The sequence below is a fragment of the Enterobacter cloacae complex sp. I3 genome (assembly GCF_014896175.1).
Classification (GTDB): Bacteria; Pseudomonadota; Gammaproteobacteria; order Enterobacterales; family Enterobacteriaceae; genus Enterobacter; species Enterobacter bugandensis.
The window spans coordinates 26808-45417 of the sequence record NZ_JADBQZ010000016.1 but is presented as its reverse complement, the minus strand read 5'-3'; the positions used below and the strand labels follow the sequence as shown (position 1 = coordinate 45417).

The 18610-nt window shown below is 57.0% G+C and carries 18 protein-coding genes; 5 read left to right on the top strand and 13 right to left on the bottom strand.

Features of this window, described 5'->3' with window-relative positions; all coding sequences use genetic code 11:
* Positions 1-67: 67 nt before the first annotated feature.
* The 4 genes from rpoH to ftsY form a co-directional block, all read right to left on the bottom strand.
* Positions 68-925, bottom strand: a complete 858-nt coding sequence (gene rpoH, locus IM271_RS13900; protein WP_028015143.1) for an RNA polymerase sigma factor RpoH — start codon at positions 923-925, stop codon at positions 68-70.
* Between the two features lie 251 nt (positions 926-1176).
* Positions 1177-2232 (bottom strand): permease-like cell division protein FtsX, encoded by a 1056-nt coding sequence (gene ftsX, locus IM271_RS13895; protein ID WP_028015142.1) that lies wholly within the window; start codon positions 2230-2232, stop codon positions 1177-1179.
* Positions 2219-2890, bottom strand: a complete 672-nt coding sequence (gene ftsE, locus IM271_RS13890; RefSeq protein ID WP_003861525.1) for a cell division ATP-binding protein FtsE — start codon at positions 2888-2890, stop codon at positions 2219-2221. The genes ftsX and ftsE overlap by 14 nt, the downstream gene beginning before the upstream one ends.
* A gap of 2 nt (positions 2891-2892) precedes the next feature.
* Positions 2893-4353 carry a signal recognition particle-docking protein FtsY gene (gene ftsY, locus IM271_RS13885; RefSeq protein ID WP_041911558.1) on the bottom strand — a complete coding sequence of 487 codons (1461 nt, stop codon included), beginning with the start codon at positions 4351-4353 and terminating at the stop codon, positions 2893-2895.
* A gap of 127 nt (positions 4354-4480) precedes the next feature.
* Between ftsY and rsmD the strand changes: the two genes are divergently transcribed.
* Both rsmD and IM271_RS13875 read left to right on the top strand, forming a co-directional pair.
* Entirely contained in the window at positions 4481-5083 is a 603-nt protein-coding gene (gene rsmD, locus IM271_RS13880; protein WP_193052754.1) for a 16S rRNA (guanine(966)-N(2))-methyltransferase, read from the top strand.
* A complete protein-coding gene (locus IM271_RS13875; protein ID WP_014882110.1) occupies positions 5067-5348 on the top strand; it encodes a DUF1145 family protein in 282 nt (93 codons plus the stop codon). Before rsmD ends, IM271_RS13875 begins: the two co-directional genes overlap by 17 nt.
* Positions 5349-5407: 59 nt before the next feature.
* Here the strand turns inward: IM271_RS13875 and IM271_RS13870 are convergent, their stop codons facing one another.
* Positions 5408-5764, bottom strand: a complete 357-nt coding sequence (locus IM271_RS13870) for a DUF2500 domain-containing protein (protein WP_049137671.1) — start codon at positions 5762-5764, stop codon at positions 5408-5410.
* A 129-nt stretch (positions 5765-5893) separates the two neighbouring features.
* Here IM271_RS13870 and IM271_RS13865 point away from each other — a divergent pair, with 129 nt between their 5' ends.
* Both IM271_RS13865 and zntA read left to right on the top strand, forming a co-directional pair.
* On the top strand, positions 5894-6520 hold the full coding sequence (locus tag IM271_RS13865) for a lysoplasmalogenase (RefSeq protein WP_193052753.1): 627 nt from the start codon (positions 5894-5896) through the stop codon (positions 6518-6520).
* A 76-nt stretch (positions 6521-6596) separates the two neighbouring features.
* Positions 6597-8768 (top strand): Zn(II)/Cd(II)/Pb(II) translocating P-type ATPase ZntA, encoded by a 2172-nt coding sequence (zntA, locus tag IM271_RS13860; protein ID WP_193052752.1) that lies wholly within the window; start codon positions 6597-6599, stop codon positions 8766-8768.
* Positions 8769-8861: 93 nt separating this feature from the next.
* On the opposite strand, the gene IM271_RS13855 is transcribed toward zntA, so the two are convergent.
* The 8 genes from IM271_RS13855 to malK form a co-directional block, all read right to left on the bottom strand.
* Positions 8862-10148: a TRAP transporter large permease gene (locus IM271_RS13855; RefSeq protein ID WP_028015136.1), complete on the bottom strand. Its 1287-nt coding sequence runs from the start codon at positions 10146-10148 to the stop codon at positions 8862-8864.
* A gap of 10 nt (positions 10149-10158) precedes the next feature.
* The gene (locus tag IM271_RS13850; protein ID WP_045260961.1) at positions 10159-10668 is read right to left on the bottom strand and encodes a TRAP transporter small permease; all 510 of its coding nucleotides are present in this window, start codon (positions 10666-10668) and stop codon (positions 10159-10161) included.
* Between the two features lie 12 nt (positions 10669-10680).
* Positions 10681-11652, bottom strand: coding sequence for a TRAP transporter substrate-binding protein (locus IM271_RS13845; RefSeq protein ID WP_060573129.1), 972 nt, complete (start codon positions 11650-11652; stop codon positions 10681-10683).
* A 200-nt stretch (positions 11653-11852) separates the two neighbouring features.
* Positions 11853-12722, bottom strand: a complete 870-nt coding sequence (gene ubiA / locus IM271_RS13840) for a 4-hydroxybenzoate octaprenyltransferase (RefSeq protein ID WP_193052751.1) — start codon at positions 12720-12722, stop codon at positions 11853-11855.
* A 12-nt stretch (positions 12723-12734) separates the two neighbouring features.
* Complete coding sequence (gene ubiC, locus IM271_RS13835) at positions 12735-13232, bottom strand: chorismate lyase (RefSeq protein ID WP_193052750.1); 498 nt, start codon at positions 13230-13232, stop codon at positions 12735-12737.
* A 180-nt stretch (positions 13233-13412) separates the two neighbouring features.
* Positions 13413-14366, bottom strand: a complete 954-nt coding sequence (malM, locus tag IM271_RS13830) for a maltose operon protein MalM (protein WP_045631390.1) — start codon at positions 14364-14366, stop codon at positions 13413-13415.
* 113 nt (positions 14367-14479) lie between these two features.
* A complete protein-coding gene (locus IM271_RS13825) occupies positions 14480-15823 on the bottom strand; it encodes a maltoporin (protein WP_028015131.1) in 1344 nt (447 codons plus the stop codon).
* Positions 15824-15894: 71 nt separating this feature from the next.
* On the bottom strand, positions 15895-17004 hold the full coding sequence (malK, locus tag IM271_RS13820) for a maltose/maltodextrin ABC transporter ATP-binding protein MalK (protein ID WP_028015130.1): 1110 nt from the start codon (positions 17002-17004) through the stop codon (positions 15895-15897).
* Between the two features lie 370 nt (positions 17005-17374).
* On the opposite strand from malK, the gene malE reads away from it, so the two are divergent.
* On the top strand, positions 17375-18565 hold the full coding sequence (malE, locus tag IM271_RS13815) for a maltose/maltodextrin ABC transporter substrate-binding protein MalE (protein WP_032644952.1): 1191 nt from the start codon (positions 17375-17377) through the stop codon (positions 18563-18565).
* Positions 18566-18610 lie beyond the last annotated feature (45 nt).

Here is an 18610-nt window from a genome sequence, read left to right as displayed (position 1 = left end):
GAGCGGGCGCTAAAAAAACAGAACCCCCGAATTTGCATTCGAGGGCTCTCGGTGTACTTCGCGGTAATTACGCTTCGATAGCAGCGCGAAGTTTTTTCATGGCGTTCTTTTCAAGCTGACGGACACGTTCCGCAGAAACGCCGTAGCGGTCGGCCAGCTCCTGCAGCGTGGACTTGTTGTCTTCGTCCAGCCAGCGGGCGCGGATAATGTCCTGGCTACGCTCGTCGAGGCCTTCCATCGCATGGGTCAGCTTGTTCGCGGCCTGATCTTCCCAGTTGTCCTCTTCAATGCCGTCGGCAAAGTTAGAGGTTTTATCCTGCAGATACAGAACCGGTGCCATCGGCTGGCTGTCAGATGCGTCGTCGTCGGAGGACATATCAAAGGTCATGTCCTGCGCGGCCATACGGGATTCCATCTCACGGACGTCTTTGCTGGATACACCCAGCTCGCGCGCCACCATTTCCACTTCATCCTGATTGAACCAGCCCAGACGCTGCTTAGTTTTACGCAGGTTGAAGAACAGCTTACGTTGCGCTTTTGTCGTGGCGACTTTCACGATACGCCAGTTGCGCAGCACGTATTCATGAATTTCTGCTTTGATCCAGTGTACGGCGAAGGAGACCAGTCGCACGCCCACTTCCGGGTTAAAGCGACGTACAGCCTTCATCAGGCCGATGTTACCTTCCTGAATCAAGTCCGCCTGCGGCAGGCCATAGCCCGCATAGTTACGAGCAATGTGAACAACAAAGCGCAGGTGAGACAGGATCAGCTTTTTCGCTGCTTCCAGATCGCCCTGGTAATGCAGCTTTTCAGCAAGCTCCTTTTCTTCCTCGGCCGTTAACATCGGCCAGGTGTTCGCAGCCCGGATGTAAGATTCCAGGTTACCAACAGGGGCTAAAGCTAAAGTTTGCATTTCTTTGGTCATTCATTCCTCTCAATATTTCTTCTGGTCCAGGCTGTCCCCGTCAGGCAACAACCATGCCAAAGCGTTTGAGCAACGAGATTAGCATTCACTCTTTTATCAGACAGTGATTTTATCCACAAGTTCCAGGTGCAACGGTGAATAAATTACGCACAAAATGTGACATGGAGATGATAACAGGGGAAGAGACAACAGGGACGCTTTCCCTGCAGAGCGAACATCTCGGTGCAGGGAAAGATTATATCACGCTTTTATTAGTCGGGAGTAAAGTGGCGTAAATGTTGAACCGTTGCCAGCCATGCGGCAATCCAGCCGATCATTGAGCACACCAGCAGCAACAGCAGGCACTCATCGAAGCCTAAGCCACTGATATCAAACTTAGTTCCGAAAACCTGCGCCACTTCTGTGACGGCAGACGAAAGCCGCATCACCAAAATTTCTGACAATATCAGTGAAAGAAATGCGCCGGAGAAACCGAGCAGTGCGCCACCGTAGAGGAACGGACGCAGGATGAAACCATCCGTTGCGCCAATCAGTTTTTGCACGTTGATGGTATCGCGACGCGCAAAGATGCTCAGACGCACGCTGTTACCGATGACGAGGAACACCGCCGCCACCATCAGCACGCCGATCATCGCCGACACGCGCCCCACCAGCCCGGTCAGCGCCGCAAGACGGGCAAACCAGCTGTCGTCCATGCGCACTTCATCAATCCCGTTGATGCGTGTGATGCGGTCGCGCAGGGTATTCAGAGAATCGGTACCCTGGAAATCCAGCTTCGGGATCACCACCGCCACGGCGGGCAGCGGGTTCTCTTCCAGCATGTCCAGCGCGCCGCCAAAGCCTGACCAGTTACGGAACTCGCCCAACGCTTCTTCACGGGAGAGATAATTCACCTTCTCCACGCCCTGCTCGGCCTGGATTTGCCCGACCACCTGCGCCGCCGCGTTATCGTCGAGCGCTTTATCCAGATAAACGGTGATCTGCGGTGACGGATAATACTGCGACGCCGCCTGGTTGACGTTCTTATAGACCATGTAGCAGACGCTTGGCAGCGTCAGGGAGATGGCAATCACCATCACCGTCAGGAACGTCGCCAGCGGTTTGCTTTTCAGGTCCTGCAGCGCGCCGTGGAAGGCGTAGCGCACCTGTTCGTTAAACACGTTGGTCTTGCGGGAGGCCGGTTTCGGCGCCGCTTTCTGGCGCTTAGGCGCATTACGATTGCCGTCACCGCCGCCCTGCGGCTTACGGAAACGGTCGAACCGGTTCCCGAACTGCCGAATCTGGTTCATTGCATCACGCTTGTTCACCGTGGCCTCCGTGCAAATGCCCGTCGCTCAGGGTCAGCATGCGGTACGAACGACGGGAAATCAGCCCCATGTCGTGCGTCGCCATCAGTACCGTTACCCCTACGCGGTTGAATTCCTCAAACAGACGCAAAATCCCTTCGGACAGGGCATCGTCCAGGTTACCGGTCGGTTCATCCGCCAGCAGTACGGCAGGCTTGTTCACCACCGCGCGGGCGATGCCCACGCGCTGCTGTTCACCGCCTGAAAGCTGGATCGGGAAGTTCTTCGCTTTGTCCAGCAGCCCGACCTTGTCCAGCGCCGCAGAGACGCGACGGCGGATATCGTCATAGCTGGCGCCGGCAATAATCAGCGGGATCGCCACGTTATCGAAAACGGTGCGATCCATCAGCAGGTGGTGATCCTGGAAAATCATGCCAATCTGACGACGCAGAAACGGCACTTCACGGTTTTTCAGACGGCTAATTTCGTGGCCGCTGAACCAGATTTTCCCGGCGCTTGGCCGTTCGATCCCACAGATAAGCTTGAGCAGGGTACTTTTCCCCGCGCCGGAATGGCCGGTCAGGAATGCCATCTCGCCTGGCTGCAGGTGGAACGTCACCCCCTGCAGCGCTTGTCTCCCACCGAGATAGGCCTTGCTGACGTGTTCAAAGCGAATCATTGTTAGTCCTCTCGGGCAAATAATGCCTCAATAAAGTCGTCCGCCTTAAACGGACGCAAATCCTCAATACGCTCGCCCACACCGATGTAGCGGATAGGAATGCCGAACTGGTCGGCCACGGAGAAGATCACCCCGCCTTTCGCGGTGCCGTCCAGTTTGGTCAGCGTGATCCCCGTCAGCCCTACCGCTTCATGGAACAGCTTCGCCTGGCTAATGGCGTTCTGCCCGGTGCTGGCGTCGATAGTCAGCATAATTTCATGCGGTGCATCTTCGTCCAGCTTCTTCATGACGCGAACGATTTTCTTCAGCTCTTCCATCAGGTGCGATTTGTTTTGCAAACGCCCTGCGGTGTCAGCAATCAGCACGTCCACGTTGCGCGACTTCGCCGCCTGGATGGCGTCGAAAATCACGGATGCGGAATCCGCGCCGGTGTGCTGGGCAATCACCGGAATGTTGTTGCGCTGGCCCCACACCTGGAGCTGCTCAACCGCTGCCGCACGGAAGGTATCGCCCGCCGCCAGCATCACCGATTTCCCCTGCTGCTCAAACTGGCGCGCCAGCTTGCCGATGGTGGTGGTTTTACCCACGCCGTTAACGCCAACCATCAGAATAACAAATGGCGTTTTGCCTTCAATATTAAGCGGTTCGTCAACTTTTGCGAGAATTTCACCCATCTCGTCTTTCAGCAGGCCGTACAGCGCCTCGGCGTCGCGCAGCTGTTTGCGGCTCGCCCCTTCGGTCAGGTTGGCGATGATCTTACGGGTAGTTTCCACGCCCACGTCCGCAATCAGCAGCTGCTCTTCCAGCTCTTCAAACAGATCGTCGTCGATCTTCTTGCCGCGGAAAAGACTGATAAATCCGGAACCTAAGTTTTCTTTGGTTTTTAACAGGCTGCGCTTCAGGCGCGCGAAGAAACCTTCTTTGGTCGGTTTTTCCTGCTCCTGAACGATCTCTTCTTCGGCCTGCTCTTCCACCGGCACGACGATTACCGCTTCTTCAGCCGCTTCCGCCGCCAGCGCCTGAGCTTCCAGCTCTTCGTCGGTCAGCTCTGGCTCAAGTGCCGCCTCTTCTTCCACCGCCTCAACGATTTCAACGGTTTCCGCTTCGGCCTGCCACTCTTCGGCAGAAACCTCTTCAGCTTTAACCTCTTCGGGCAGCGGCAGCGCTTCGTGTTCGATAGCGGCCTGCGGCGCTTCGGTAAGGGTTTCGACGATAACCGGCTCTGGCTTCTCGCTCTCCTGAACCTGCTCAGTGACCTCAACCACCTCTTCAGCAAAGGATTCAATCTCTTCTTTGCTGTGCGCTGGTTCTTCCGCTTCGACAATCGCAGCGGTTTCGACAGGCGTTTCAGGCTGTGACTGCTCTTCTACAACCTGTTGCTCTTCGGTTTTCTGTTCTGTTTCTTGCTCTTTTTCACCGAAACCCAACCAGGAAAAGAAGCCACGTTTTTTTTGTTTTGCCATCTGCGACTACACTCCTCGCGGCGCTATATACAGGGAAGCTAAAAAAATGATGAAATAGTCTAACACTTTACTTAATTGACATCACCGCCCGCAATCGCAGGGCTATGGTTAACAGAGCTTTCCAGAGATGAAGAAACCCACCCGCGCCCCGGCCGGTCAAATTCGCATTATCGGCGGCCAGTGGCGAGGCCGGAAATTACCGGTGCCGGACAGCCCCGGTTTACGCCCTACAACCGACCGCGTTCGCGAGACGCTGTTTAACTGGCTTGCCCCATCAATGGTAGACGCCCACTGCCTGGACTGCTTCGCCGGAAGCGGTGCCTTAGGGCTGGAGGCGCTGTCGCGCTACGCCGCCAGCGCCACGCTGCTGGAGATGGAGCGCGGCGTTGCGCAGACGCTGCAGCAAAATCTGGCGACGCTGAAGGCGACGAACGCGAAAGTGGTCAACACCAATACGCTGAGCTTCCTCGCGCAGCAGGGTACGCCGCATAACGTGGTCTTTGTCGACCCGCCGTTCCGCAAGGGGTTGCTGGAAGAGACGTTATCCCTGCTGGAGCACAATGGCTGGCTGGCGGATGACGCGCTGATTTATGTAGAAAGCGAAGTGGAAAACGGCCTGCCACCCGTTCCCGTTCACTGGGATCTGCACCGCGAGAAGGTCGCAGGCCAGGTGGCTTATCGTCTGTATCACCGTCAGGCAAAAGGAGGATCCGATGCCGGTACTGATTAACCTGGGACGCTTGCTGATGCTGGGCGTCTGGGCATTTTTGATTTTGAATCTGGTGCACCCGTTCCCGCGCCCGTTGAACATCTTTGTTAACGTGGCGCTGATTTTCACCTCGTTCATGCACGCCCTGCAGATGGTGATGCTGAAAAACGGCCTGCCGAAAGATGGCCCACCGATGACCGGCTGGCAGCAGCTGCGGGTGTTTATTTTCGGCGTGTTTGAACTGCTGGTGTGGATGAAGAAGTTTAAGGCGCAGGTGAAGAAGTAAGGTGCGGTGTGATGCCCTCACCCTAACCCTCTCCCACGGGAGAGGGGACCGATCGCGCATTATTCAGCCCTAAAATCTACAAAACGCGACCCTTTATAGCTCAGCGTGCCTTTCTCTCCCACCGTCAGCTGATGGTATTGCTGCGCCTCCAGGCGGAAGGTCATCTCCAGACCGCCGGTTTCCGGCTTAAAGCTGGCTTCATAGCGCATGCCGGTGCCCGCGGGCGTCACCTGCTGCTGGCGAGAGCGGCGGTCGTTAAGCGGTTTCTCGCGTTTGTTCGCCACCACTACGCGCTTTTGCATCAGCGGCGCGGCGTCGTTGTCCGCCTTTTCGCGGCGCTGCTGCACGAAGCGAAACGAGGCGGCAATGACGATAATCGCCACCACGATAATGAAAAACAGCGGCATCTTGCTCATTGAAACATCCCATCAGATTATGCGGAATTCAGGATACCTCGCCTGCCCCGGCATTGCCAAACGCCCGCTCGCGTCACTACACTGGATCAGAAACTGATTATTCAGCCTCAACAGTTACAGGGAGTTAATATGCTTTGGTCATTTATCGCTGTCTGTTTTTCCGCATGGCTTTATGTCGATGCGTCCTATCGCGGTCCAGCCTGGCAGCGCTGGTTGTTTAAACCCGTCACGCTGCTGTTGCTTCTGCTGCTCGCCTGGCAGGCTCCGATGTTTAACGCCATCAGCTATCTGGTGCTCGCCGGGCTGTGTGCCTCTCTGATTGGCGATGCCTTAACCCTGCTGCCGCGTCAGCGCCTGCTGTATGCCGTGGGGGCATTTTTCCTCTCCCATCTGCTGTATACCATCTACTTTGCCAGCCAGATGACGCTCTCCTTCTTCTGGCCGCTGCCGCTGGTGCTGCTGGTGATTGGCGCGCTGCTGATTGCGGTGATCTGGTCGCGTCTGGAAGAGATGAGTCTGCCGGTATGCACGTTTATCGCCATGACGCTGGTGATGGTGTGGCTGGCCGGTGAACTATGGTTCTTCCGCCCGACATCTCAGGCGATGTCCGCGTTCTTCGGCGCGGCGCTGCTGTTAATCGGTAATATCGTCTGGCTGGGCAGCCACTATCGCCGCCGCTTCCGCGCGGATAACGCGATTTCGTCCGCCTGCTACTTTGCCGGGCACTTCCTGATCGTGCGTTCATTGTATATCTAAATAACGCTTGACTCTGGAGTCGACTCCAGAGTGTATGCTGCGGTTAATGAGAAAATTATCATTACCGGAGACTGCCATGTCGACTCCAGAAATTCCAAAAAAAGTCCCACAATTCTCGGCGCTTAAGCTCAGCCCGGTTCCGCCGAAAGACGACTGCTGCTGCGAGGCCGCGTGCGAAACGCAGGTCGACGCGCTGCCTGAAGGCGGCAACCGCTACAGCTGGGTCGTCAACGGTATGGACTGCGCGGCCTGCGCCCGCAAAGTTGAAAACGCGGTGAGGCAGGTACCGGGCGTGAACCACATTCAGGTCCTGTTCGCCACCGAAAAGCTACTGGTCAGCGCCGAAAAAGACGTCAGCAAGCAGGTTGAAGCCGCCGTCAGCAAGGCGGGCTATGCCCTGCGCAGCGAAACGGCACCTGCCGAAAAAACCTCTCCCCTGAAAGAAAACCTGCCGCTTATTACCCTCATCATCATGATGGCCCTGAGCTGGGGTCTGGAGCAGATTAACCACCCGTTCGGTAATCTGGCGTTTATTGCCACTACCCTGGTCGGGCTGTTCCCGATTGCCCGTCAGGCACTGCGCCTGATGAGAAGCGGCAGCTGGTTTGCCATTGAAACGTTGATGAGCGTGGCGGCCATTGGCGCGCTGTTCATTGGCGCGACGGCGGAAGCGGCGATGGTGCTGCTGCTGTTCCTGATCGGCGAGCGGCTTGAGGGCTGGGCAGCGAGCCGGGCACGCAAAGGGGTGAGCGCGCTGATGGCGCTGAAGCCAGAAACCGCCACGCGGGTTAATGAAGGCAAACGTGAAACGGTCGCCATCAACACGCTGCGCCCGGGCGACGTGATTGAAGTCGCCGCGGGCGGGCGTCTGCCTGCCGATGGGGCTCTCGTTACCGCCACCGCGAGCTTTGACGAAAGCGCCCTGACCGGGGAATCCATTCCGGTGGAGCGTGCGGCAGGCGAAAAAGTCCCTGCCGGTGCCACCAGCGTCGACCGCCTGGTACAGCTCAAAGTCCTGTCCGAGCCGGGCGACAGCGCCATCGACCGCATCCTGAAGCTGATTGAAGAGGCCGAGGAGCGCCGCGCGCCGGTCGAACGCTTTATTGACCGCTTCAGCCGGATTTACACCCCCGCCATCATGCTGGTCGCCCTGCTGGTCACCGTCGTTCCACCGCTGTTCTTCGGCGCGCCGTGGGAGGGCTGGATTTATAAAGGGCTGACCCTGCTGCTGATTGGCTGCCCGTGCGCGCTGGTGATCTCTACGCCCGCGGCGATTACCTCGGGTCTGGCGGCGGCGGCACGTCGCGGGGCGCTGATTAAGGGCGGCGCGGCCCTGGAACAGCTGAGCCAGGTTCAGCACATCGCCTTCGATAAAACCGGTACGCTGACGGTTGGCAAGCCGCAGGTCACCGGCGTCTATCCGCAGGACATCAGCGAAGACGAACTGCTGATAATAGCCGCCGCCGTTGAGCAGGGCTCCACTCACCCGCTGGCGCAGGCGATAGTGCGTGAGGCGCAGAGGCGCGGGCTGGCTATCCCTTCGGCAACCGCCCAACGGGCGCTGGTCGGGTCAGGGATTGAGGCCGTCGTCGACGGCAAAAAAGTGCTGATTGTTGCGGCGGGCGCGTTCTCTCATCCACAGGTTGAGGCGTTAGAGCAGGCCGGGCAGACGGTCGTTGCCGTGATGCAGGACGGCGTGTCGAAGGGCATGCTGGCACTGCGCGACACTCTGCGCGATGACGCCAAAGACGCCGTGGCGGCGCTGCATCAGTTGGGCGTACAGGGCGTGATCCTCACCGGCGATAACCCGCGCGCGGCGGCTGCGATTGCCGACGAGCTGGGGCTGGCGTTTAAGGCCGGATTACTGCCTGCGGACAAGGTCAGCGCGGTAACTGAACTGAACAGCCGCGCGCCGCTGGCGATGGTAGGTGACGGAATTAACGATGCCCCGGCGATGAAGGCCTCAACCATTGGCATTGCCATGGGCAGCGGCACCGACGTGGCGCTGGAGACCGCCGACGCGACGCTGACGCACAACCGCCTGACCGGGCTGGCACAGATGATAGATCTTGCGCGGGCGACGCGCGCCAATATTCGCCAGAACATCGGCATTGCGCTGGGTCTGAAGGGGATATTTCTCGTCACCACGCTGCTCGGCATGACTGGCCTGTGGCTGGCGGTGCTGGCGGATACCGGGGCGACGGTGCTGGTCACGGCGAACGCGTTGAGATTATTACGGCGGAAATAAAAACGCCCGGTGGCGGCTGCGCCTTACCGGGCCAATAACAACTCTGAACCGTAGGCCGGGTAAGGCGCAGCCGCCACCCGGCAAAAAACGGCGTTACTGCATCCCCAACATCCTCGGCAGCCACAATGATATAGCCGGGATGTACGTCACCATCCCAAGCACCACCAGCAACATACCGTAAAACGGCAGCATCGCCCGTACCACGGTTTCAATCTTCTGCTTGCTCACCGCGCTCGCCACAAACAGCACCGACCCGACCGGCGGGGTGATCAGCCCGATCCCCAGGTTAACCATCATGATCATCCCGAAGTGCACCGGGTCGATCCCCAAAGAGTTGGTCACCGGCAGCAGCACCGGCGTCAGGATCAGAATGATCGGCGCCATGTCCATCAGCGTGCCGATCAGCAGCAGCATGATGTTGAGATACATCAGGATCACGTACTTATTATCAGAGAGCGACGTGAAGAACTCGGTGATGCGCATCGGCAGCTGCATGTAGGTCATCACCGCGCCAAACGCCGCGGCAAAGCCGATTAAAATCATCACGATGGTGACGGTTTTCACCGTGCGGCACATCAGCTTCGGCAGTTCGCTCCATTTGTAGTCGCGGTAGATAAACATGGTGACGAAGAATGCCCACAGGCAGGCCACGGCGGCGGATTCCGTCGCCGTAAATATCCCGGACAAGATCCCGCCGAGGATAATCACCACCGTCATCAGCCCCCACAGGGCATCAAGTAAAATCTTCACCGCCTGCTTAAACGGGATTTTCTCACCCTTCGGGTAACCGCGCTTGTGGGCGAATCCGAGACAGAGGATCATCAGGCACAGCCCCAGCAGCAGCCCCGGCAGCACGCCGGCGATAAACAGCGTGGCGATGGAGACCGTTCCCCCCGCCGCCAGGGAATAAATCACCGAGTTGTGGCTGGGCGGGATCAGAATCGCCTGCACCGACCCGCTCGCCGTGACCGCCGCCGCGTATTCGCGCGGATAGCCCTTCTTCTCCATCTCCGGGATCATCACGCTGCCGATGGACGCTGTATCCGCCACCGACGAGCCAGAAATCGCGCCGAAGAACGTCGAGGCGACGATGTTCACCAGCGACAGCCCGCCGCGAATAAAGCCGACAAACACATAGGCGAAGTTAACCAGCCGTCGGGCAATGCCCCCTTCCGCCATGATCGCTCCGGCAAGGATGAAGAACGGGATCGCCAGCAGGGTAAATTTGTTCACCCCACTGGTGATCTGGATCATCAGCGCCTCCAGCGGTAAATCAATCCACAGCGCACCTGCCACGGCGCTCAGCCCCACGGCGAAGGCCACCGGCATCCCCAGCGCCAGCAAAATGGCGAGGGTGAATAACAAAACAAAAGCATCCATTGTTCACCCCTTAACTGTGATTGCCGATCAGCACGACCGGACGGTTTTCCTGCGCGCCAAACAGCAGGCGTTCAAGCACGAACAGAATCAAAATCGCCGACCCGATCGGCAGCGGCAGGTAGCTTTCGCCGGAAGTCAGGATCGGGAACTCCGCCACCGGCTGCTCCCACAGCTCGACGCACAGCCAGTAGCTGTACCAGCACATCAGACCGGAAATCAGCAGCATCAGCAGATCAACCACACGTACACACAACTTTTGCAGCGACGCGGGCAGACGGTCGGTGAGCATATTGACCGCAATGTGCGACCCGGCGCGGTAGCTCACCGCCGCGCCGATGAAGGTGAACGTCACCATGCAGATAATGGCGACGGGCTCCGGCCAGGATTCGCCGCGGTTGAGCACGTAGCGTGAGAAGATGCCGATGGGGATGACAATCGTCATCACCAGCAGCGAGACACCCGCCACCGCCATGGCGAGCAGGTACAGACGGTCCATCCACTTCAGGTAGAGTTCGGACATACGTGCTCCGTATTACTGGACGTCAGCGATGGCTTTCATCAGATCCTGATGCTTGTCGCCATACTGGGCGCGCACCGGCTCTGTGGCCTTGATGAATACCGTCTTATCGATATCGTGGAACTGCACGCCGCCCGCCTTCATTTTCGCCAGCGCCTGGTCGTTATACGCATTCCACAGCTTGCGCTGTTCGAACTGCGCTTCACGGGCCAGGGTCAGGATTTTTTGCTGTTCATCAGCGCTCAGCTTGTCCCATTTCACTTTTGAATAGAGCAGCATTTCCGGGGTGATAAAGTGGCCGCTGAGGGTGTAGTTTTTAGCAACCGGCATGTAGTTGTGGGCGATAAAGGTGGGCGGGTTATTCTCCGCGCCGTCGATCACGCCGGTCTGCATGCCGCTGTAAACCTCGCTAACGCCCATCGCCACCGAGTTCGCCCCCATGTCCTTCAGCGTGGCGAGTGCCACCGGGCTGCCCTGCACGCGGATTTTCTTCCCTTTCAGATCTTCAGGTTTGACGATCGGCTCTTTGGTGATCAGGTTGCGGGTGCCGGAATCCATCCAGCCGAGGAACACCAGGCGGGATTTCGGGTTCGCGGTCAGCTTGTCGCCGATCTGCTTGCCGATATCCCCGTCGATCACTTTATGCATATGATCCTCATCCCGGAAAACGTACGGCAGGGTGAAGACTTCGATATCCGGCAGGATGGCGGCAACCGGCGCCATGGAGACGCGGATCATGTCAATCGCCCCCATCTGCGCCTGCTCAATCATCTGCTTTTCATCCCCCAGCACGCCGCCGGGGAAGACCTTAATCTCCAGCTTGCCGTCGGTTTGCTGTTTGAGTTTTTCACCCATCTGCTGAACCGCCACCACGTTCGGGTAGCCTTCAGGATGCACATCGGCGGCTTTGATGGTTTGGGCAGAAACGGTGCAGGCAAAAGCAGACAGGCACAGCGCGGCCAATAACGGCTTGAGGGTCGTTTTCATTGAGTCAGCTCCAGGGTAGCGATGTCAGCGTTAAAACAGTGTTTTATTTTTTTACGCTTAGAAAATAGACTAGCCCGGGAGAAGCGTAGGTGAAGCGCCTCACAAAAGCGCGAATTTATGAAACGATGGTTTAAATTTGTGAGGGCGGTAATGCCGGGTAACGACGCGGTCATACCCGGCGGGGCATGACCGCGCGTCAATCAGGATAAATAGCTCATGACCAGGCCTAAAAACAGCACCAGTCCGACATAGTTATTGTTCATAAACGCTTTAAAGCAGGCTTCACGTTCGCGTTTTGCAATCAGCTTCTGCTGGTAGGCAAACAGCAGTCCTGCTACCAGTATCGACCAGTAAAATTCCCAGTTCAGTTCGTTCAGGCGCGCAATCGCGACCATCAGCGCCAGTACCGCAACCTGCAGAATGCCAATGATGAGTTTGTCCTGGCGTCCAAAGAGAATGGCGGTGGATTTAATGCCAATTTTCAGGTCATCGTCGCGGTCAACCATCGCGTATTGCGTGTCATACGCCACGGCCCAGAGAATGTTCGCCAGGAACATCAGCCAGCAGCTAAGCGGTAAGGACTCACTAACTGCCGCAAACGCCATCGGAATCGACCAGCCAAACGCCGCTCCCAGCACCACCTGAGGCAGATGGGTGTAGCGCTTCATAAAGGGATAAACCCAGGCCAGAGCAAGCGCCGCGACGGACAGAAGAATCGTCATGGTGTTCAGGGTTAATACCAGCAGGAAAGAGAGCAGCACCAGAACGATGAACAGTACGCGGGCTTCTTTCCCGGTCACCTGGCCGCTGGGTAGCGGGCGGTTGGCAGTGCGCTTTACGTGGCCGTCAAATTTACGATCGGCATAGTCATTCACCACGCAGCCCGCCGCGCGCATCAGCCAGACGCCGGCAACGAATACGCCCAGGATCCACAGCGGCGGCATGCCCGGCGTGGCCACCCACAGCGCCCATAAGGTCGGCCACAGCAGCAGCAACGCGCCAATGGGTTTATCGGTACGCATTAAGCGGTGATACGCCAACAGCTTATTCTGCGTCAGGGTCCACTCCATTTTTTCTTCCTCTTAGTACAACGGTGATGCCGGTAAAAATAGCTCCGTCAGGATTAACGGCTTACCGCTCAGGCGAAGGCGGGAACGGCGCCCCCACAGTTCGGCATCACGCCCAATTTCAATGAAATCCCTGGTCAGCTCAGATGAGGTGAAAAGATAACGTCCCAGCGGCGTTTTCCCCAGCCGCTGCAGCGCCAGCTCAGGCCCGGATAGGGTAGATTCGGGCACCACCGTCCGCCCGGCAAGCCAGGGATCGCCATCGGCACAGAGTAAAATTTCACGCAGCCAGTAGCGTTCCTCTTGCGGCAACAGCGGCAGCTCGCTGGCGATCTCATCTCCGGAGACAAACCCTTCCTGTATCAGGGTTACCGTGACCGTTTTACCCTGCTGCTCAAAACGTTTTGTCATGGAATCTTCCAGCAGCAACCAGTCCAGCTGCTGCGGATCAAGCGCAGGTATTTGGTCGAAATAGCGCAGCGCACGCAGTTGCGTTAGCGCGGGGTGTGACATGCCAGACTCTCCGATACATAACGTAATGGCATTGTATCGCAGAAACGGGCAATGAGGGGGGGCCAAACGTTATTTAACGATCACTATCGCAACATAGGCGCAACAGCCTGGCGAATACGAAAAAAAGTGCGCCCACTCAGGCGCACTAAACTACTAACAAATCAGCACTGTGGGGAACAGTTACCCCTTGCCTTTTACACTGCTGATAAAGGTGGAACGGGCAGTGGTTGAACCTAAACGTTCGGCTTCATCAAGCAGTTTCAGCGCTTTATCGACATCGCCGCGCTTCACCGCCTGCTTAATGGCGTTGTTGAAGTACTCTTCGGTGTCGTTCAGTACGGGCTCGGCTTTCTTCGCCGGGGCTGGCGCTGCGGCGGCGACCGGTGCGGCTGCCGTGGCAGCAGGCGCGGTGTAAGCAGGTGCTGCGGTATTGCCCACAGTAACAGGGCCGTTACCGGAGGAGCCAAACAGCGGGCCGACCAGCACGCTGGAACCGCTGTTCGTTTTCACCTTCAGCTTTAACGTTCCGTCTGTGACGTGACGAGCAATCGGGTCCGGAATATCAGGAATCGCGTTACCGGTGCCTTTTGCGTAGGCTTTAGCCGGATCGAGCAGCGTGGTGGTCTTCTGGAGGTCTTGCTCGGTGGTAAAGACCAGCACGTAGAGTTTTTGCTGGCCCAGCGCAGGGGTCAGGCGCATGACGCCTTCCAGACGATCGGCGCTCATCACGCCAGGCTCCTGGTAGGTAAAGTATTCGCTTGGGAAAAAGGCTGATGGCGTCATGTTCTGATCGAGAATCAGCACGTTAGGCGCAAATACGCTCGTCTGCTTGTTGACTTCACTGGTCAGGGTAATGGCCAGTTCACCGATATTGGCGGGTACGCTATACGCAGCAACCGGGCCGGTAATACCCGGAACATTAAGCGACTGGCCGCCCGTTGAGAGCTGGGTGGTCTGGGTTTTAGACTGATCGACAGGCGTCCAGACAAGCTGTTGCAGTGCCGCTGTCGGAATAGCTGGCGCAGATGTTGTGTTTTGCGGAACGAAGTTGACGTTAGCGAGCGTTACGGCAGGCGCGCTTGCCAGCAGCCCTGCGGATAAACAAAGGGCAAGGAGAGTTTTGTTCATTTTCATTGTTATCACCTCAAAATGCACAGGTTCAGCGGTAGCCAGGCAATAGCGCGCCGTCCCAAGGATTGAGGGGCTTGCGCCCCTCAGTTTGGTCATTACGTCAGGTTAAGACGGGATTACCACCAGATTTCCATCTGGGCGCCGAAGGACCACTCGTCGTTGTCGCCACGACCGAAGGAGCTTCCATTGAAACCATCTTTGAACGCTTTACCGTAGTTAGCGTTGTTAGATGGGTTACCGTTGTAGTCATAACCCCACTTCTCATCCCACTTGGCGTAGGTTGCGAATACACGGATTGCCGGGCGAGACCAAATGCTGTCGCCTGCCTGCCACTGTTGTGCCAGGGTGATTTTGTACTGGTTGTTGGTTTCGTCAGCGCTTTGTGATTTCACGTTGTCGTAACCCACTTCCAGCAAGGTGCTCATGATAGGCGTCCATTTGAACATCGGACGTACACCCACGGTCCACCACTTGGTCCCGTTGTTGTTATCCCAGTCGATGTCCTGGTACATACCGACATACATCAGGTCCCAGCGATCGCCCAGAGAGATTGCACCGTGGTCGAGAATACGCAGCAGGCTACCGTTGTTGTTAATGTCGTAGGCATAACCCGAGTTAGAATCGATGCCTACACCAGAACCTTGAGACAAGCCTTTACCCTGAGACGTCATTGAGTCAGTGGCATACTGAACCACAAACTTGTTATAGCCCTTCAGCATGCTCTGGGTGTGCTCAGCGGTGAACATCCAACCATCTTTTGAAGCACCATCAACCAGGCGATAATCATCACGCGGGTTAGCACGACCGTAATCAACACCCAGTTCCAGAGTGCCACCTGGGTTGATTTCCATCTGTGCCAGGCGCACGTCAAAGACATCGTTCGCTGTACGAGTGGTGTAATCATAAATGCTGTTGCTGGCGAAGGAGGAAGAACCACCAGCTTCAGAAGAACGGGTTGCTGCCAGAGAGAGCTTACCAAAACCGACATCGATGTTTTCCAGACCCGCACCAGGACCAGAGATATCCCAGTAGTAGAAGTCGATCATGTGGACGTCATGACGCTGATAGAAGCGCTTACCGGCCCAGATGGTGGAACCTGGCAGCCATTCGATCAGGTTTTTACCCTGCACGTTAGCTTCACGGAACGCCGGGTCAGTGGCTTCCCAGTCGTTCTGCTGCGCCACGGAGTACGCTACGTTGGTGTCGAAGTAGAAGCTCTTGTCGCCTTCTTTCCACACTTCCTGGCCCAGCTTCAGTTCCGCATAGGTTTCACATTCGTTACCCAGACGGTATTTACTTTGGGCACCGGTTGCCTGGAAGCACTGTTGTTCGCCGCCACTACCCGTCCAGCCGATACCGGAACGAGCATAACCATGGAAATCCACGGCCAGCGCCTGAGCAGACATTACGCCCGCTGCGACGGCAACTGCCAGAGGAAGTTTGCGCAGAGTAATCATCATTCTATCTCCTGAGATCATTGCTTTTCTTTGAACACTTCACCTGTCGGTTTCGTGTCTTCTTTTGGGATTGCTTAAACGCCTGGCTCTTTGTGCAGCCGACGACATGCGGTGCCATCCTCACGGAACAGATGGCAGCGCTCTGGCGGCAAGCCGATAGCGAATGTGGCACCCTCTTCTACCAACACCACGTCGTTCTGGCGGTAGACCAGGTTCTGACGGATGGCGGGGATCTGGATATGAATCTGTGTTTCGTGACCAAGCTGTTCGACGACCTGAACTTCACCTTCCAGCGTCACATCCGCAATGTGGCTTGGCAGTAGATGCTCAGGACGGATACCGAGGGACATATTTGCCCCGACCTGTACGTTGGCGCTGTCGACCGGGAGCCAGACCTGCTGGCGGTTTGGCAGCTCCACCTGTACCTGTTCAATGGCTGTCGCCGTCACTTTGACGGGCAGGAAGTTCATCTTTGGCGAGCCAATGAAGCCCGCAACAAAGCGGTCTGCCGGGTAGTGATACAGCTCCAGCGGTTTGCCCACCTGCGCCACGCGACCGGCGTCCAGCACCACGATTTTGTCGGCGAGGGTCATCGCTTCGACCTGATCGTGGGTGACGTAAATCATCGTGCGGCCAAGGCGCTTGTGCAGACGGGAGATTTCAATACGCATCTGGACGCGCAGGGCGGCATCCAGGTTAGAGAGAGGTTCATCAAGCAGGAACACGCGCGGCTCGGCCACCAGCGTACGGCCAATCGCCACGCGCTGACGCTGACCGCCGGAAAGCGCTTTCGGTTTACGCTCCAGCAGGTGCGCCAGTTGCAACACTTCAGCCACCTGCGTGACGCGCTGGTTAATGACCTCTTTTTTCGCCCCGGCCAGCTTCAGGCCAAAGGACATGTTCTCGGCAACGGAAAGATGGGGATAAAGCGCATAAGACTGGAACACCATGCCTACGCCGCGTTCGGCTGGCGGGATGTCGTTCATTCGGGTATCACCGATCAGCAGGTCGCCGCTGGTGATGGTTTCAAGACCGGCAATCATACGCAGCAGAGTTGATTTACCACAGCCTGATGGGCCGACAAACACCACAAATTCGCCTTCAGTGATGTCCAGATTGATGTCTTTCGACACCACTACGTCGCCCCAGGCTTTCGTTACATTACGCAGCTGTACGCTCGCCATGCCCTTCTCCCTTCGTTACAACCTGTCACCGACAGAAACATTCAAGATAAGTTCACTATGGGGTATCCATTACTTTCATGAATCCTCCACCCCCCGCCTTTTTTATGGGGGAGGAGGCGGGAGGATGAGAGAACAGGCTCTGCGACCGCAGCCGGGGGGCTGAGGCGAAATTCGTGAAGCCGCCTGCAAAATTCGGTGGGTTTTTATGTGCGCCAGCACTCATAACTTAAATTTATGCAACGGAGATCACACAAACGGGGGGTGGGGCGTAGGGGTTGGGAGGATGGAAAGAGGATGTCAAATAAGGAGACTGAGTCACGTTGAACCACCTTATGTATCCACGAGCACATCACCAAAAAGGATGGCAGATATGAATATCAAGACTGGCGCACGCGTTTTCGCATTGTCCGCCCTTGCAGCAATGATGGTTTCCGCCCCAGCGCTCGCCAAAATTGAAGAAGGCAAGCTGGTTATCTGGATTAACGGCGACAAAGGCTATAACGGCCTGGCCGAAGTGGGCAAAAAATTCGAGAAAGACACCGGTATCAAAGTCACCGTAGAGCACCCGGACAAACTGGAAGAGAAATTCCCGCAGGTTGCGGCAACCGGTGACGGCCCGGACATCATCTTCTGGGCACACGACCGTTTCGGCGGTTACGCGCAGTCTGGCCTGCTGGCTGAAGTCACGCCAGACAAAGCTTTCCAGGACAAACTGTTCCCGTTCACCTGGGACGCAGTTCGCTATAACGGCAAGCTGATCGCCTACCCAATCGCGGTTGAAGCCCTGTCACTGATTTACAATAAAGACCTGGTGCCGAACCCACCGAAAACCTGGGAAGAGATCCCGAAACTGGATAAAGAGCTGAAGGCGAAAGGTAAATCCGCCCTGATGTTCAACCTGCAAGAGCCGTACTTCACCTGGCCGCTGATTGCTGCCGACGGCGGCTACGCGTTCAAGTTTGAAAACGGCAAATATGACGTGAAAGACGTGGGCGTGGACAACGCGGGCGCGAAAAAAGGCCTGACCTTCCTGGTTGACCTGATTAAGAACAAACACATGAACGCGGATACCGACTACTCCATCGCGGAAGCGGCGTTCAACAAAGGCGAAACCGCGATGACCATCAACGGTCCGTGGGCCTGGACCAATATCGACAAGAGCAAAATCAACTACGGCGTGACCCTGCTGCCAACCTTCAACGGCAAGCCGTCTAAACCGTTCGTGGGCGTGCTGAGCGCGGGCATCAACGCCGCCAGCCCGAACAAAGAGCTGGCGAAAGAGTTCCTGGAAAACTACCTGCTGACCGATCAGGGTCTGGGTGAAGTGAACAAGGACAAACCGTTGGGCGCCGTGGCGCTGAAATCCTTCCAGGATCAGCTGGCAAAAGATCCACGCATCGCGGCAACCATGGATAACGCCCAGAAAGGCGAAATCATGCCAAACATCCCACAGATGGCCGCGTTCTGGTACGCCACCCGTACCGCCGTCATCAACGCTGCAAGCGGTCGCCAGACTGTCGATGCCGCGCTGAAGGATGCTCAGGGTCGTATTACTAAGTAAGAAGAAAAACGGCGGGTGGCGCGTGCGCTTACCCGCCCTACGACT